Consider the following 15,619-nt stretch of genomic DNA (forward strand, 5'->3'; position numbering starts at 1 on the left):
AGCTCGTGGCGCGTGATTTTGCCCGGATTAGAATCTTCCTGTAAGGATTGGAAACTCGCAAGGTATCAGCTCGTGGCGCGTGATTTTGCCCGGATTAGAATCTTCCTGTAAGGATTGGAAACAGAACAGCACTCATGTGCGTGGGATCGCCACCGATATCGATTAGAATCTTCCTGTAAGGATTGGAAACGTATCAGATGGCTTGAACTTCCACTTTCCGTCAGCCTCGATTAGAATCTTCCTGTAAGGATTGGAAACTGGATTTGTGCCGTTTGCTGGTGTCGGGGTGCCTCGATTAGAATCTTCCTGTAAGGATTGGAAACACGTTCGCTGGGAATGTAGAGGCGTGGAATGTCTTACCGATTAGAATCTTCCTGTAAGGATTGGAAACCCGAATAATCGCAGTTGTTCTGGACAAGCCTGAACGATTAGAATCTTCCTGTAAGGATTGGAAACAGAGTAATTGTATAGCGAGGTTTTTCTGTTGGCATATGATTAGAATCTTCCTGTAAGGATTGGAAACTCGACCAGTCGAGCGAAACATTTACGGCGCTCGGCATGATTAGAATCTTCCTGTAAGGATTGGAAACGCGTAAAATAACCGCGGTCGTCGTCCGTATTGCCCTGATTAGAATCTTCCTGTAAGGATTGGAAACGTACCAAGGCAATCACACGTTTTCTGTTGGCGCGTAGATTAGAATCTTCCTGTAAGGATTGGAAACACTCGATATGCCGCTGGGTTGACGGCAGAAGAATTAGATTAGAATCTTCCTGTAAGGATTGGAAACACCTTATAGAGCTGGGGTTTGTGGATATCGCGGCGAGATTAGAATCTTCCTGTAAGGATTGGAAACATAGAAATTAGCTGCATTTCGGAGGCGGGTGCCGCCGATTAGAATCTTCCTGTAAGGATTGGAAACGTAGCGGACCCGCTAAAGGCACGTAAGATACTCCAAATTAGAATCTTCCTGTAAGGATTGGAAACACGTGCTGCTGGATGCGACGGTGCCCCACGAGATTATCGATTAGAATCTTCCTGTAAGGATTGGAAACTCAGATAGCCGGAAGTCTCCTCGATGCTGGCTTTTTGATTAGAATCTTCCTGTAAGGATTGGAAACTGATTTTGCAAGCCAACTTGTGATGCGGGGTGTTGCGATTAGAATCTTCCTGTAAGGATTGGAAACTCCGCAGCTGCATTCGCCCGTTCGCGCGCTCTATCGGGATTAGAATCTTCCTGTAAGGATTGGAAACACCCGGAGCAGGCCGCCGCGAAGCTGCTGCGTGTCCGATTAGAATCTTCCTGTAAGGATTGGAAACAACGACATCGCGTCAAACGCGCCCTCGGCAATTACAAGATTAGAATCTTCCTGTAAGGATTGGAAACAAGATGACATTGAATGGGAATTAGCGGAGGCAAGCGGATTAGAATCTTCCTGTAAGGATTGGAAACATCTACTGGGTGACGTGACGCCGCCGCTCTTGGACGATTAGAATCTTCCTGTAAGGATTGGAAACGCGTCAAAATTGAGAGGAGAAATGCCCTCGATGCCTGATTAGAATCTTCCTGTAAGGATTGGAAACATGGTTTAATTATAGCGTATTTACGCAAAAAGTCAGATTAGAATCTTCCTGTAAGGATTGGAAACCCATTTTTACCCCTCCGATTCGGCAGGGGAGCGGCTGATTAGAATATTCCTGTAAGTATTGTAACCGGGTTGGCGATGCGTATGCGATACATTGTAATTCAGATTAGAATCTTCCTGTAAGGATTGGAAACGCGTCGTCAATGAGAACAGATGAGGTTCGCGGTACGGATTAGAATCTTCCTGCAAGGATTGGAAACGGAATACAGCACTGGCAATTAAAAATTGTAAATCCGATTAGAATCTTCCTGTAAGGATTGGAAACAAGTACAGCAAAAAAACAAAAACGAGATGTTCGCCGGATTAGAATCTTCCTGTAAGGATTGGAAACGTGATAGGCAAGCAACAGCGGCTTGATACCGCCGTCGATTAGAATCTTCCTGTAAGGATTGGAAACTCGGCTCGACGCCGTGAACGCCGCGCGCCCGGTTGGATTAGAATCTTACTGTAAGGATTGGAAACAACGTTGGGCGGCACCGCTTGTTCAGGGCAATGCCGATTAGAATCTTCCTGTAAGGATTGGAAACGGTTTAAGGACGAGGTTTTGTAAAGGAGATGGCAGAGATTAGAATCTTCCTGTAAGGATTGGAAACTAAAGTTCCACAGTCTTAGGATTTACGCTTATATTACGATTAGAATCTTCCTGTAAGGATTGGAAACATGAACCTTTGCTTTATCGCACATCCCCGGAACACGATTAGAATCTTCCTGTAAGGATTGGAAACAAGCCCTACGCCGGGGGCGAGGGTGGTCCAGGCGAGCGATTAGAATCTTCCTGTAAGGATTGGAAACATTTCCATGCACTGTAACCAGCCGCTGTTTTTGTAGATTAGAATCTTCCTGTAAGGATTGGAAACTCTGGAGGCGAAACAAACCTCGCGACATGCAGACAGGATTAGAATCTTCCTGTAAGGATTGGAAACGCTGCTTCGACAACAGCCGATAGAGATCATGCAGACGATTAGAATCTTCCTGTAAGGATTGGAAACTCAGATACCCAACAGCTGGTGAATACATGTACACCGGATTAGAATCTTCCTGTAAGGATTGGAAACAGAATTGTCGCGTCTGTTGTCTGTTTGTTTGTCATGATTAGAATCTTCCTGTAAGGATTGGAAACAAGAGTTTCTTGAGCGGCGTCCTGACAGCTTAACTAGATTAGAATCTTCCTGTAAGGATTGGAAACGAGGATATCTTTTGGTACATACGATGATTGGCCGAGATTAGAATCTTCCTATAAGGATTGGAAATTTCCAAGTGGTAACGGATACACCGAGTTCCTGGGTGATTAGAATCTTCCTGTAAGGATTAAAATTACGATAATTATATTATGTATTTGAAAATTCATTTCGTATTTTGTTTTCAAAAATAGTCAGTCGTGGTACTCTTAAAATAGAGATAGAAATCTACAGCTACGGTAGTTGGAGGTATGGGAATGCATATATCGCTGTACATTAATTCTCATGAATCGAAAATACTAAAATTACCATGCTCCAATTTACATTTTTTTCAATCGTTAGTATATAAGCTGCTTCCTCCTGGTAGAGCAGCATTTCTCCATGATCAAGGTTATGTTATTGACAACCGCCCGTTAAAATTATTTGCGATGAGTTGGCCTATATCAGAAAAAGTTCCGAAATTGGAAGATGGGCTAATTAAATTTGACTTGCCAATTCGCATAGTGATATCTACTCCGATAACTTCAACTATGGATGGCATTGCGAGCGGTGCGTTAATGAATGAACATATGCACATCGGATCAAATGTGGTGTTCTGTGATAAAGTTGAGGTCAATTATTATAATTTCGTCTCTGATCAGATAATAATCAAAACGCTTTCTCCTATCAGTTGTTACTCACAGATGCTGCGTCCGGATGGACGTAAGTATACGGTTTACTTCTCTCCATTCGAAAAAGAGTTTTCAAATTCTATATATAACAACCTTACCAGAAAATATAGGGCAATATATGGTACAGCTGAAATTCCGAAGGGTACTGTTGAAATATTTCCAATAGGTACACCTAAGGAACGTGTTGCCAAATTTAAAGTGAATGATTCTTTTCCAATAAAGGGTTGGAGCGGCAGGTTTAAAATTAGTGGTCCAAAAGAGTTGCTTCAGGTAGCTTTAGACTGTGGTTTGGGAGCAAAGAATAGCTTAGGTTTCGGTTGTATTGCGCCGGATGGTAAATAGGGCTTCTCTGTCGATGTCCAATAGCGCAAAAAATAGCGTAGTTCGACATACATTGTGAAATGTGAGAATAATAGCAGCGGTACAAGTAAATACTAATCTTATGATTGTTTTGGCGTATGCAGTTTTTTGATTGAGACGAGTCAAGGAAATGTGTGCTGACGCGCTTTTTGGTGGGATTAGAATCTTCCTGTAAGGATTGGAAACGGAGATCGATGCCGATGCCTGAATATGCTCTGTACGATTAGAATCTTCCTGTAAGGATTGGAAACAAGTTCATCCGCACACGGTTGACCTTGGCTAGCGGGGATTAGAATCTTCCTGTAAGGATTGGAAACTACAATTTTACGGTCGCAACGGGATGTTCAAGACAGATTAGAATCTTCCTGTAAGGATTGGAAACCAGTCTTGCCCAAACCCGTCGCCATCTGTATTAGAAGATTAGAATCTTCCTGTAAGGATTGGAAACAAATTCGCGATACTTCGCTTCTCGAAGCTGACTAGGATTAGAATCTTCCTGTAAGGATTGGAAACCTGCGAAATGTCCGGCTGTTTCCTGTGCGTGTCATGATTAGAATCTTCCTGTAAGGATTGGAAACGGCTCATTTTTTCGCGCCCTTTGCGGTTCTTCCTGGATTAGAATCTTCCTGTAAGGATTGGAAACAATTTAGTTCCAGTCGCTTCGCCTTCTGCCTCTTCTTGATTAGAATCTTCCTGTAAGGATTGGAAACTAAAAAGGCGACATACAAAAAAACCTTGAAGCGGCCGATTAGAATCTTCCTGTAAGGATTGGAAACAAGACTCTCTAGGCCTCGGAGGTAAAAAGTGATGGCGGATTAGAATCTTCCTGTAAGGATTGGAAACTATACCAGTTGACCGGCAATCGCTACGAGCTTTTGTTGATTAGAATCTTCCTGTAAGGATTGGAAACATATAAAAATAGTCGTAAACCGTTGGTAACACTGGATGATTAGAATCTTCCTGTAAGGATTGGAAACCGAGAAGAAACACATTTTTGAGGAACGCTATAATTGATTAGAATCTTCCTGTAAGGATTGGAAACGCAGTGTCCCAGCTGCTCGGCGATACCATACGAGCGATTAGAATCTTCCTGTAAGGATTGGAAACGGAAGATCCAGCCTAAACCACGGCCTTGACGGAGAGGATTAGAATCTTCCTGTAAGGATTGGAAACGGCAATTTCTACGTAGGTGACTTCGGCAAAGGAATGATTAGAATCTTCCTGTAAGGATTGGAAACGCGTGGATTTTACGGCGGGGTGTCGGCAAGAGGGAGGATTAGAATCTTCCTGTAAGGATTGGAAACAGACGTCCGCAGACATCCGTGTGCTTCACCGTCTTAGATTAGAATCTTCCTGTAAGGATTGGAAACCGGACAGGGACTTGCGAAGGATTCCGCGCTCTGCAAGATTAGAATCTTCCTGTAAGGATTGGAAACTGGGACACAGCGCTTCACCCTCGGATGTACTGTAGAGATAGAATCTTCCTGTAATGAAAGAACATCGGTGTAGTGGGAGATAATGAAGAGATAAAAAATGCTGCCAATATCTGCCAAGTATGACGCTATGTACCGGGAAGGGCTATATAATAGAAATCGCGGTGTGCGCTCCATTATTGGCATTCAAGCAAGAATCAGGGAATTTATAGGGTAGGGCTACCTATGTATTAATGATACGGACAAGAGAGTAACCAATTGGCCTGTTTACCCACTGACGTTCTCACTGAAAGAACTTATAGACTAAGACACAATGTCTATACCCTAGAATGAATGCAGCCCAATGACAAAACCTCGTATGTACGTTATAACGTACATACGAGGCGATCGAAATGTTAAATACTAATGCAACTACATTGCGTAAAAACCTTTTTGGTATATTGGAACAGACAATCAAGTATAACGAACCCGTGAACGTCAGCACCAAGGACGGCAATGCGGTTATTCTGAGCGAAGATGATTATAATAGTATGATGGAAATGTTGTACTTGGCTTCTATCCCAGGAATGCATGAAAAAATAATAGACGGCCTAAATACGCCGATCGGGGAATGCGTTCCGGAGGATAAGGTTGTCTGGTGATGTACGAAATTGTGTATACCAAAAAGGCGATTAAAGATATCCCCCTCTTGAAAGCTGCGAAGCTCGATGAAAAAGCCAAGGCTTTAATAAGGAGGTAAGTTATGGAAAAGTTTTCTTCGATTACGACTATATATATGGGAAAAGATGCGTTGGCGGACGCGGTGGGTGGTGCGCGGCGGGTCTTTATCGTCTCCGACCCGTTTATGGTTTCGAGCGGCAAGATATCTTACGTCACCGATTATCTGGAGGGGACGGGCGCGGAGTATGAGATATTCTCCGATGTGCAGGCGGACCCAGATATCGAGACCGTCGCCGCGGGTACGGCGCGCATCGTTGAGTTCAAGCCGGACCATGTGGTCGTGCTTGGCGGCGGCTCGCCGATCGACGCGGCGAAGGCGATAGTCTTTTTCGCGCATCAGCAGGGGGCTGTCCCGCCCTGTCCCTTCACGGCGATCCCGACGACGAGCGGCACCGGGTCGGAGGTGAGCAGCTTCGCCGTCATCACGGACCATAAGAAGAATGTCAAATACCCGATGGTCGACGACAGCCTGCTGCCGACCTCGGCGGTGCTTAACGCGGAGCTGGTGATGAGCGTGCCGCCGAAGGTGACGGCCGACGCGGGGTTCGACGTGCTGACGCACGCGATAGAGGCCTTTGTCTCGACGGACCGCACGGATTTTACGGACGCGATGGCGGAGAAGGCGATCAAACTCATATATCGTTATCTGCTCACCGTCTATCAGGAGCCGGATAATTACGAAGCGCGTCAGCGCGTTCACAACGCCTCCTGTATGGCGGGCATCGCCTTTTCCAACGCGGGGCTGGGGCTCAACCACGCGATGGCGCATACGCTCGGCGCGAAGTTCCATATCGCCCACGGTCGCGCAAACGCGATCCTGCTGCCCTATGTGATGAGTTTCAACGCCGGCTGCGCGACGCAGCTGACGGAGACGGCCAAGCGTTACGCGAAGATTGCCTATCTCTGTGATATTTCGACGGCAAGCGTCAGGCAGAGCGCGCTGAACGTGATCCGCACGATACGCTCCTGGACCAAAAAGATGGATATTCCGCCGACGATCAAGGCGGCCGGCGTCAGCGCGGAGGATTTTCGGGCGGAACTGCCGGAGATGGTGGAGGACGCCCTCGCGGACGCCTGCCTCACGTCCGCGCCGCGCCGCTGTACGAAAGAGGATATTCGCCAGGTCTTTGAAAACGCCTATATCGGCAAGCTGCCATAATGTCTGAATTTGAGAATAAACAGCGAATAATACAGGAATTTGTGCCGGGTAAGCATAAGTGAGATCGGAAATCTTTGATTTCCGTAATCGAACTTAGTATCCCCGCCGGAGGCAGCCGATGAGCGAATTTGAGAATAAACAGCGAATAATACAAGAATTTGTGCCGGGTAAGCAGGTCACTCTCGCGCATGTGATCGCCCACCCGGTGGAGGAGCTTTACGGCAAGCTTGGGCTCTTTGAGACGGGAGGGGCGATCGGCATCTTTACGATCATGCCGAGCGAGGGCGCGATGATCGCCGCGGACGTCGCTTCGAAGGCGGCCAATGTCACGATCGGTTATGTGGACCGCTTCAACGGTTCTCTGCTTATCACGGGGGATGTGTCGGCGGTGGAGGCGGCGATGCGCGACGTCATGTCGGTGCTCTGCGACTTGATGAACTTTACCCCCGCGCGCATCACGCGCACCTGATGGCAGCCGCGGACAAGAGGCGGCGCGTCATCTTCATCGGGGCCTCGATGGCGGGTAAGACGACGCTGACGCAGGCGATGATGCGCGAAGAGCTGCGCTACCGCAAGACGCAGACTCTGGATATTGTCGGTGGCTTCATCATCGACACGCCGGGGGAGTATCTTGAGCGGGGCGGGATGCGCGGGGCGCTTTCAGTGGCGGCCGCGGAGGCGCGGCTCATCGTCTTTCTTCAGAGCGCCTCCGCCGCGCAGAGTTTTTTTCCGCCTTCCTTCGCCTCGATGTTCGGCAAGCCGGTCGCCGGGGTGGTGACGAAGGCGGACATCGCCTCGCCGGAGGAGATCGCGGAGGCAAAGAGACGGCTTACACGCGCGGGGGTGGGGCGGATATTTGTTACCAGCGCCTACACGGGCGAGGGGATTCAGGAGTTTGTGGATTTTATTGATTCGTTAGAGAAATGATGATAGATGGTAATTGCTTGGTAAAACAAATATGTATGTCCGCTGATTAGATGTGCCAGCTGCTAAACGCACGGTCCCTGGCTGGGGCGGAGGCGTATTAGATATACGGCGGAGCCACAGGCGGAGACCGCGCGTAACGCATAAGTAAGATAGCAAATCTTTGATTTGCGTAATCGAACTTAGTTTGTCCACCAGATGGTGCATATAATCAGCGGTTTCTTAGAGAGGAGATGAGCTGAGGATGGGCGGAGAGACGATCACAAGCGTCGGCATAGACGTCGGCACGTCGACGACGCAGCTGATTTTCAGCAAGATAAGGATAGAGAACCGCGCCAGCTCCTATACGGCTCCGCGTATCGCCATCGTTGGCAAAGAGGTCTTTTATCGGAGCCCCATATATTTCACGCCGCTGCTTTCGCCGACGGAAATCGACGCGGAGGTGGTGAAGCGGATCGTCACCGAGGAGTATAAGAGGGCGGAGATGACGCCGTCCCAGATAAACACGGGGGCGATCATCATTACGGGCGAGACGGCGCGCAAAAAGAACGCCAACCAGCTGCTTTCTGCGCTTTCGGCTTTAAGCGGGGACTTCGTGGTGGCGACGGCGGGGCCGGATCTGGAGTCGGTGCTTTCGGCGCGCGGCGCCGGTACGGACAAGATATCCGAGGATAACCGCGCGGTCGTCGCGAATCTCGATGTCGGCGGCGGTACGAGCAACATCGCCTTTTATGAAAGGGGAAGCCTACGCGGCGTCACTTGCCTCGATATCGGCGGCCGTCTCGTGAAGGTGGAGAATGGCTTTATCACCTATGTCTACCCCAAGATAGAAAGGGTCGCCGCCGACAACGGCCTTGCGGTGAAGGCCGGCGCGAGAGCCGATACGGAGCAGCTGCGTGGCCTCTGCCGCCTGATGGCTGGGTATCTCGCGGAGGCGGTCGGCCTTCTGCCGCAGTCGGAGACGTGCCGTTATCTATATACGAACGACGGCAAAGGGCTCCCATCCGGACTTCCGGCGCTTACGGGGGTGACCTTTTCGGGAGGCGTGGCGGATTTTGTCTACAGCCCCTCTCAGGGAGACCTCTTCCGTTTCGGCGACATCGGCGTGATTCTCGGGGACGAGATAAGGAGGCATCCCTCCTTTTCAGGGGTGGAGCTTTACACGCCGCTGGAGACGATCCGCGCGACGGTCGTCGGCGCGGGGACCTGCGCCACGGAGATCAGCGGCAGCACCATCGCCTACACTCCGGGAATACTGCCGATAAAGAACGTCCCGATTCTGCGCGTGCCGGAGGCGGACGAGGCGACGCCGGAGGGGGTGGAGCGTTCGATAAAGTTCCAGATGCCGCTCTTTATGCCGGAGGGACGCCAGGAGCAGATCGCGGTCTCACTCTCCGGCGGGCCATATAAGTCTTTTGCGGCGGTACAGCGGCTGGCCGAGGCGGTGATCTCGGGGGCGCGCGGCGTGATAGATGGCCCCTTCCCGCTGATCGTCGTCGTGGAGGCGGATATCGGCAAGGCTCTTGGGCATGCGCTCAATGTGAAGCTGGAGCATAAAAAGCTGGTGATCTGTATCGACGGCATACATTCAGACAGTGGAGATTATATAGATTTGGGCGAACCGGTATTTGGCGGACATGTGCTGCCGGTCGTCATCAAGACATTGATTTTCAATTCCTGAACGGGAAATATTAATCCCGTTCTCAGATTGGCAGTCACATTAGAAATGGAGAGGTGATAGCTGCATGAAGCTCAAGACAAAACTTTTGGGCCATACCTACGAATTCAAGTCACTGCGCGAGGTGATGGCCAAGGCGAACGAGGAGAAGTCGGGCGACAAACTCGCCGGGATCGCCGCGGAAAACGCGGAGGAACGGGTCGCCGCGAAGGTCGTCCTTTCCGAGGTGACGCTCGCGGAGCTGCGCAACACCCCCGCCGTGCCCTATGAGCAGGACGAGGTTACGCGCATAATCCAGGACGACATCAGCGAGAGGATCTACGACGAACACAAGAATATGACGGTCAGCGAATTCCGCGAATGGCTTTTGCAGGAGGAGACGACGACGGCGATGATCCACCGCGCCTCCCGCGGCCTTACCTCAGAGATGGTATCGGCCGTCTGCAAACTGATGAGCAATCTCGACCTCATCTACGCGGCGAAGAAGATTCCCGTCACAGCCCACTGCAACACGACGATTGGTCTTCCGGGGACGTTCTCTTCGCGTCTGCAGCCCAACAACACGACCGACGACCCGAAGGGGATCGCCGCCTCGCTGATGGAGGGTTTCAGCCTCGGCTGCGGCGACGCGGTGCTTGGGCTCAACCCCGTTGACGACGGCGTCGAGTCGGTGGCGCGTATTCTCAAGCTGTTCGACGAGTTCAAGAACAAGTGGGAGGTGCCGACGCAGATCTGCGTCCTCGCGCATGTGACGACGCAGACGGAGGCGGTGCGCAAATTCAACGCGCCGATCGACCTCATGTTCCAGTCGATCGCTGGTTCGCAGAAGGGCAACGAGGCCTTTGGGCTGACCTCCGCGATGCTGGAGGAGGGGCGCGACATGATGCTCCACCACGGCACCTCGATGGGGCCGAACGTCATGTATTTTGAGACGGGGCAGGGCTCGGAGCTCTCCTCCGACGCGCATAACGGCTGGGACCAGCTGACGATGGAGGCGCGCTGCTACGGCTTCGCCCGCCACTATCATCCCTTCCTGGTCAACACCGTCGTCGGCTTCATCGGGCCGGAGTATCTTTACGACGCGAAGCAGGTGACGCGCGCGGGGCTCGAGGACCATTTCATGGGCAAACTCTCGGGCGTCCCGATGGGCTGCGACGCCTGCTACACGAACCACATGAAGGCCGACCAGAACGACATTGAAAACCTCGCGGCGCTGCTCGTGGCCGCCGGCTGCAACTACATCATGGGCGTCCCCCAGGGCGACGACTGCATGCTCATGTACCAGTGCACGGGTTATCACGAGGCGCAGACGCTGCGCGAAATATTCGGCCTGCGTCCCATCAAGCCCTTTGAAGAGTGGCTGGAGAAGATGGGCTTCCTCAAAGACGGCCGTCTCACGCCGCTGGCGGGGGACGCCTCGGTCTTCGCGGGCAGATAGGAGGCTTTAAAAATGGTAGATCAGAACGCGCTTAAAGCGATCATAGAACAGGTGCTGACTGAGATGAACATCGGGAACGCAGCGGCTGCCACTCCTTCCTCCGCCGCCGAAGCGGTGAAGGCGGGAGAAACCCCCGCCGCTCACGCGGCGGAAGGCGTTGTGAAGGTGGACGACGGTTTCATTCCCGACGTCTCGGAGATCGACATCCGCAAGCAGTATCTTGTGGAGAACCCGGTAAACGGCGAGGCCTATTACGACCTCAAGCAGTACGCACCGGCCCGCCTGGGTATCGGCAAGGCCGGGGCGCGCTACAAGACGCTGCCGGTACTGGAATTCCGCGCCGCGCACTCCGCGGCCCAGGACGCGGTATTTTCGCAGATGGACCTTGAGTTCGTCGAAAAGCTGGATCTCTTTGTCGTGCGCACCATGTGCGCCAGCAAGGACGAGTATCTCACGCGCCCGGACCTTGGCCGCAAGCTGAATCCGGAGGGTGTGGCGATGATAAAGGAGAAATGCAAAAAAAATCCCACCGTGCAGATATTCGTCTCCGACGGCCTCTCTTCGGCGGCGGTGGTGGCGAACATCCCCGACCTGCTTCCGGCCCTCATGCAGGGACTTCAGAGTTATGGCATCGACGTGGGCACGCCGTTCTTCGTTGAATATGGGCGCGTCGGCGTCGAGGACGAGATCACCGAGCTTACGGGCGCGACGGTCACCTGCGACCTTGTCGGCGAACGTCCGGGGCTGATAACTGCCGAGTCGATGTCGGCCTACATCACCTATAAAGGAACGGTCGGCATGCCGGAGGCGCGCCGCACGGTGATTTCAAATATCCACAAGGACGGCACGCCGCCGGTCGAGGCGGGAGCCCACATCGCGGAAGTCATCAAGATAATGCTGGAAAAGAAGGCCAGCGGAACAGATTTGAAACTGTAACAGGGGAGGCACGGGTTATGAAAAGAGATCCTTTAAAGGCTAATGTACTTGCGACACAGATAATTCCCAACGTTGACCCCTCTCTAGCCAAAGAGCTCGGCCTCGCGCCGTCCCAGCGTTCGCTGGCGCTCATCACCTCGGACTCCGACGACGTGACCTACACGGCGCTCGACGAGGCGACGAAGGCCGCGGACGTACAGGTCGTATACGCGAAGAGCATGTACGCGGGAGCGGGAAACGCGACGACGAAGTTCGCGGGAGAGATAATCGGCATCCTCGCGGGGCCGAACCCCGCGGAGGTCAAGAGCGGCCTCGCCGCCGCGGTGGATATGATTGAAAACGTGGCGCACTTCGTCTCGGCGAACGACGACGACTCGGTGCCATACTACGCCTTCTGCATATCGCGCACCGGCTCCTACCTCTCGAAGATGGCGGGCATCGCCGAGGGAGAGGCGCTCGCTTATCTCATCGCGCCGCCGCTGGAGGCGGTTTACGGCATAGACGCCGCGATGAAGGCCGCGGATGTCAGCATGTGCGTATTCTACGCCCCGCCCTCCGAGACGAACTTCGGCGGCGGCCTCCTCACCGGTTCGCAGTCGGCCTGCAAGGCGGCCTGCGACGCCTTCGCGGCGGCGATAGAGTACGTGGCGGAGAATCCCCGGGTCTAAACGATGAAGGCGCTGGGGCTGATGGAATTTCTCGGATACCTGCCCGCGGTCGACGGGCTGGACGCCGCGCTGAAGGCCGCCGACGTCCGGCTGCGGAGCTGCCGGCACGACGGCGGCGGCCTCGTATCGCTGCTGATAACGGGCGAGGTGTCCGCGGTCAAGGCTTCGCTCTCCGCCGTGCGCGGCGCGGCGGAGGGGGCGCTGCTCTCGGCCTCCGTGATCGCGCGCCCCTCCGACCAGCTCGCCGCCATGATCGAACGGATGTTCCCCTCGCCGCTGAGAGAGCGCCGCTCTGAAAAGAACGGTGCGGAGGGAAAAAAGGCCGGGAAAGGCTTCCTGCTTCCGGCGGCGCTTCCAAAAGAGCGGGAAACGGCGGCCGCGCCCCTTAAAGAACTTGAGGGAGAGCTGGCGCGCGAAAAGGAGACCATTGATAAAGAACTCGGCGCAATGACGCTGGGAGAGCTCCGCGCGCTGGCGCGGCGGATGAATCTCCCTATGGGCGTGGAAAAGATCGGCCGGGCCAACAAGAGGACCCTCATTGCGGCGATAGAGAGAGAACAGGAGAGATAATATGCAGCTGCGTGATAAAGATCTTCTGTCCGTTCAGGAGGTGCGCGAGCTGGTCGGCGCGGCGAAAGCGGCGCAGGCGGAACTCGCCGGCAAGAGCCAGGAGTACGTGGACCGGCTGGTGAAGTCGATCGCCGGCGCGGGCGTGAGAAACGCCGAGCGTCTCGGCCTCATGGCCTGCGAAGAGACCGGCTTCGGCATCCCCGCGGACAAAAAAATAAAGAACGTATTCGGAAGCCGCGCGGTCTATGAATATATCAAAGATATGAAGACCGTCGGCGTAATAGACTGGGATGAGAAGAAAAGGGTGCGTACGATCGCCGTCCCGCTGGGCGTCATCGCGGGGATCATCCCCTCGACGAACCCAACCTCGACGACCTTTTACAAGGCGCTCATATCAATAAAGGCGGGCAACGCGATCGTTTTCTCGCCGCACCCGCAGGCGAAGCGCTGCATCATGGAGTCCGTCAAGGTGATAAAGCAGGCGATCAGCGAGGCGGGCGGCAACGAAGACCTCGTCGGCTGCATCTCCATGCCGACCATGCAGGCGACCGAGTCGCTGATGCGCCATCCCCATGTCGCGCTCATTCTCGCGACGGGCGGCGCGGCGATGGTGCGCGCGGCATACTCCTCGGGAAATCCGGCGATCGGCGTCGGCCCCGGGAACGGCCCCTCATTCATCGAACGTTCGGCAGACCTCAGAGAGGCGGTGGCGCAGATAGTCGCCTCCAAGACCTTTGACAACGGTACGATCTGCGCCTCCGAGCAGTCCGTGATCTGCACGGACGACTACCGCGGCGAGGTACGGGCCGAGATGGAACGCCAGGGCTGCTACTTCCTTGACGACGCCGAATGGGCCCAGCTCGGGAGATATATCCTCCGCGCCAATGGTACGATGAACCCCGAGATCGTCGGCAAAAGCGCGCAGGCCATCGCGAAGCTCGCGGGGCTCACGATTCCGGAGGGGACGAAGATCATCGTCGCGCCGGAGGACGGCGTCGGCTACGGCCACCCCTACTCGAACGAGAAGCTGGCCCCGATACTCGCCTTCTACAGCGCCCCCGACTACAAAGCGGTGTGCGAAAAATGCGAGGAGATACTTCACTACGAGGGAGCGGGGCATACCTTCTCCATCCACTCGCAGAACGAGGAGATCGTCTCCTACTTCTCGGCGCGCGTCCCCGTCTCGTGCATCGTCGTGAACGCGGGCAGCACGCTGGGCGCGATCGGCGCGACGACCGGTCTGGTACCGGCGCTGACCCTCGGCTGCGGCGCGGAGGGCGGCAGTTCGACCTCGGACAACGTCGGGCCGCTGAACCTGATAAACCGGCGTCTCGTCGCTTATCCGCTGCGGACGCAGGCGGAGGTGCGCACCTCGATGCCAGACTGCCCCGACGGCATCTGCGAAAGCGGCATCGGGGAGCCGGAGCGGTTTGACAACGTCGACGTCAACGCCGTGGTCGCGGAAATACTGAAAAGGCTGCGTTCCTGACAGCGCGCGTAATATTCGTTAATAGACCGGCAGAGAATTAGAAGATATTAAATAAATATAAATGGAGGAATGAACAATGATGAATCAGCAGGCACTTGGAATGATCGAGACAAAGGGACTCGTCCCCGCCATCGAGGCGGCGGATGCGATGGTGAAGGCGGCCAACGTCAGCCTTATCGGCAAGGTACAGGTGGGCGGCGGACTTGTGACCGTCATGGTCCGCGGCGACGTCGGCGCGGTAAAGGCCGCGACGGACGCTGGCGCGGCGGCGGCGGAGCGCGTAGGCGAACTGCTCTCCGTCCATGTGATCCCGCGTCCCGCGGATGACGTGGATTACCTTCTGCCGTCACTCAAGACAGAGGCGTAAAGTACCGCCGGCTATATGCCGGCATTAATTTGGAAACTACCTTCTCACTGATATGAGGAAAAGATAAAAACAAAGGAGTGGCTGAAATGGCAGACCAGCAGGCGCTTGGAATGATAGAGACAAAGGGGCTCGTCCCCGCGATAGAGGCCGCCGACGCGATGGTGAAGGCGGCTAACGTGAACCTCATCGGCAAAGTACATGTCGGCGGCGGCCTGGTAAGCGTTATGGTGCGCGGCGACGTCGGCGCGGTGAAGGCGGCGACGGACGCCGGCGCGGCGGCCGCCGAGAGGGTGGGCGAGCTTTGCTCCGTCCATGTGATCCCGCGTCCCGCGGCGGATGTCGACTACCTTTTGCCGACACTAAAAGATTAAGCCGGGACGCTCT

General features: G+C 53.9%; 13 protein-coding genes and 2 CRISPR repeat arrays. All 13 genes read left to right on the plus strand.

Translation table 11 applies throughout. The features are described from left to right. Positions 1-25: 25 nt before the first annotated feature. A CRISPR array of direct repeats spans positions 26-2,960; the repeat unit is 30 nt; unit sequence GATTAGAATCTTCCTGTAAGGATTGGAAAC. A gap of 119 nt (positions 2,961-3,079) precedes the next feature. Continuing rightward, positions 3,080-3,835, plus strand: coding sequence for a CRISPR-associated endoribonuclease Cas6 (cas6, locus tag LIO98_RS02230; RefSeq protein WP_291952922.1), 756 nt, complete (start codon positions 3,080-3,082; stop codon positions 3,833-3,835). Between the two features lie 174 nt (positions 3,836-4,009). Then, a CRISPR array of direct repeats spans positions 4,010-5,354; the repeat unit is 30 nt; unit sequence GATTAGAATCTTCCTGTAAGGATTGGAAAC. Between the two features lie 324 nt (positions 5,355-5,678). Continuing rightward, positions 5,679-5,927, plus strand: a complete 249-nt coding sequence (locus LIO98_RS02235; protein WP_291952924.1) for a type II toxin-antitoxin system Phd/YefM family antitoxin — start codon at positions 5,679-5,681, stop codon at positions 5,925-5,927. A gap of 101 nt (positions 5,928-6,028) precedes the next feature. Further along, entirely contained in the window at positions 6,029-7,165 is a 1,137-nt protein-coding gene (locus tag LIO98_RS02240) for a 1-propanol dehydrogenase PduQ (protein ID WP_291952926.1), read from the plus strand. Positions 7,166-7,283: 118 nt separating this feature from the next. Further along, the gene (locus LIO98_RS02245) at positions 7,284-7,634 is read left to right on the plus strand and encodes a BMC domain-containing protein (RefSeq protein WP_291952928.1); all 351 of its coding nucleotides are present in this window, start codon (positions 7,284-7,286) and stop codon (positions 7,632-7,634) included. Continuing rightward, the gene (locus LIO98_RS02250; RefSeq protein ID WP_291952931.1) at positions 7,634-8,092 is read left to right on the plus strand and encodes a EutP/PduV family microcompartment system protein; all 459 of its coding nucleotides are present in this window, start codon (positions 7,634-7,636) and stop codon (positions 8,090-8,092) included. Before LIO98_RS02245 ends, LIO98_RS02250 begins: the two co-directional genes overlap by 1 nt. Positions 8,093-8,333: 241 nt before the next feature. Then, positions 8,334-9,770 (plus strand): ethanolamine ammonia-lyase reactivating factor EutA, encoded by a 1,437-nt coding sequence (locus tag LIO98_RS02255; RefSeq protein ID WP_291952933.1) that lies wholly within the window; start codon positions 8,334-8,336, stop codon positions 9,768-9,770. A gap of 64 nt (positions 9,771-9,834) precedes the next feature. Further along, positions 9,835-11,205 (plus strand): ethanolamine ammonia-lyase subunit EutB, encoded by a 1,371-nt coding sequence (locus tag LIO98_RS02260; protein ID WP_291952935.1) that lies wholly within the window; start codon positions 9,835-9,837, stop codon positions 11,203-11,205. Positions 11,206-11,217: 12 nt separating this feature from the next. Next, positions 11,218-12,141 (plus strand): ethanolamine ammonia-lyase subunit EutC, encoded by a 924-nt coding sequence (gene eutC, locus LIO98_RS02265; RefSeq protein ID WP_291952937.1) that lies wholly within the window; start codon positions 11,218-11,220, stop codon positions 12,139-12,141. Between the two features lie 17 nt (positions 12,142-12,158). After that, positions 12,159-12,809 (plus strand): ethanolamine utilization microcompartment protein EutL, encoded by a 651-nt coding sequence (eutL, locus tag LIO98_RS02270; RefSeq protein ID WP_066743379.1) that lies wholly within the window; start codon positions 12,159-12,161, stop codon positions 12,807-12,809. A gap of 3 nt (positions 12,810-12,812) precedes the next feature. Next, on the plus strand, positions 12,813-13,379 hold the full coding sequence (locus tag LIO98_RS02275) for a BMC domain-containing protein (RefSeq protein ID WP_291952940.1): 567 nt from the start codon (positions 12,813-12,815) through the stop codon (positions 13,377-13,379). A gap of 1 nt (position 13,380) precedes the next feature. Beyond that, positions 13,381-14,868, plus strand: coding sequence for an acetaldehyde dehydrogenase (acetylating) (locus tag LIO98_RS02280; protein WP_291952942.1), 1,488 nt, complete (start codon positions 13,381-13,383; stop codon positions 14,866-14,868). 79 nt (positions 14,869-14,947) lie between these two features. Then, on the plus strand, positions 14,948-15,235 hold the full coding sequence (locus LIO98_RS02285) for a BMC domain-containing protein (RefSeq protein ID WP_157102398.1): 288 nt from the start codon (positions 14,948-14,950) through the stop codon (positions 15,233-15,235). 86 nt (positions 15,236-15,321) lie between these two features. After that, positions 15,322-15,606 (plus strand): BMC domain-containing protein, encoded by a 285-nt coding sequence (locus LIO98_RS02290; RefSeq protein ID WP_291952944.1) that lies wholly within the window; start codon positions 15,322-15,324, stop codon positions 15,604-15,606. Positions 15,607-15,619 lie beyond the last annotated feature (13 nt).

This window comes from Cloacibacillus sp., from assembly GCF_020860125.1.
GTDB lineage: Bacteria > Synergistota > Synergistia > Synergistales > Synergistaceae > Cloacibacillus.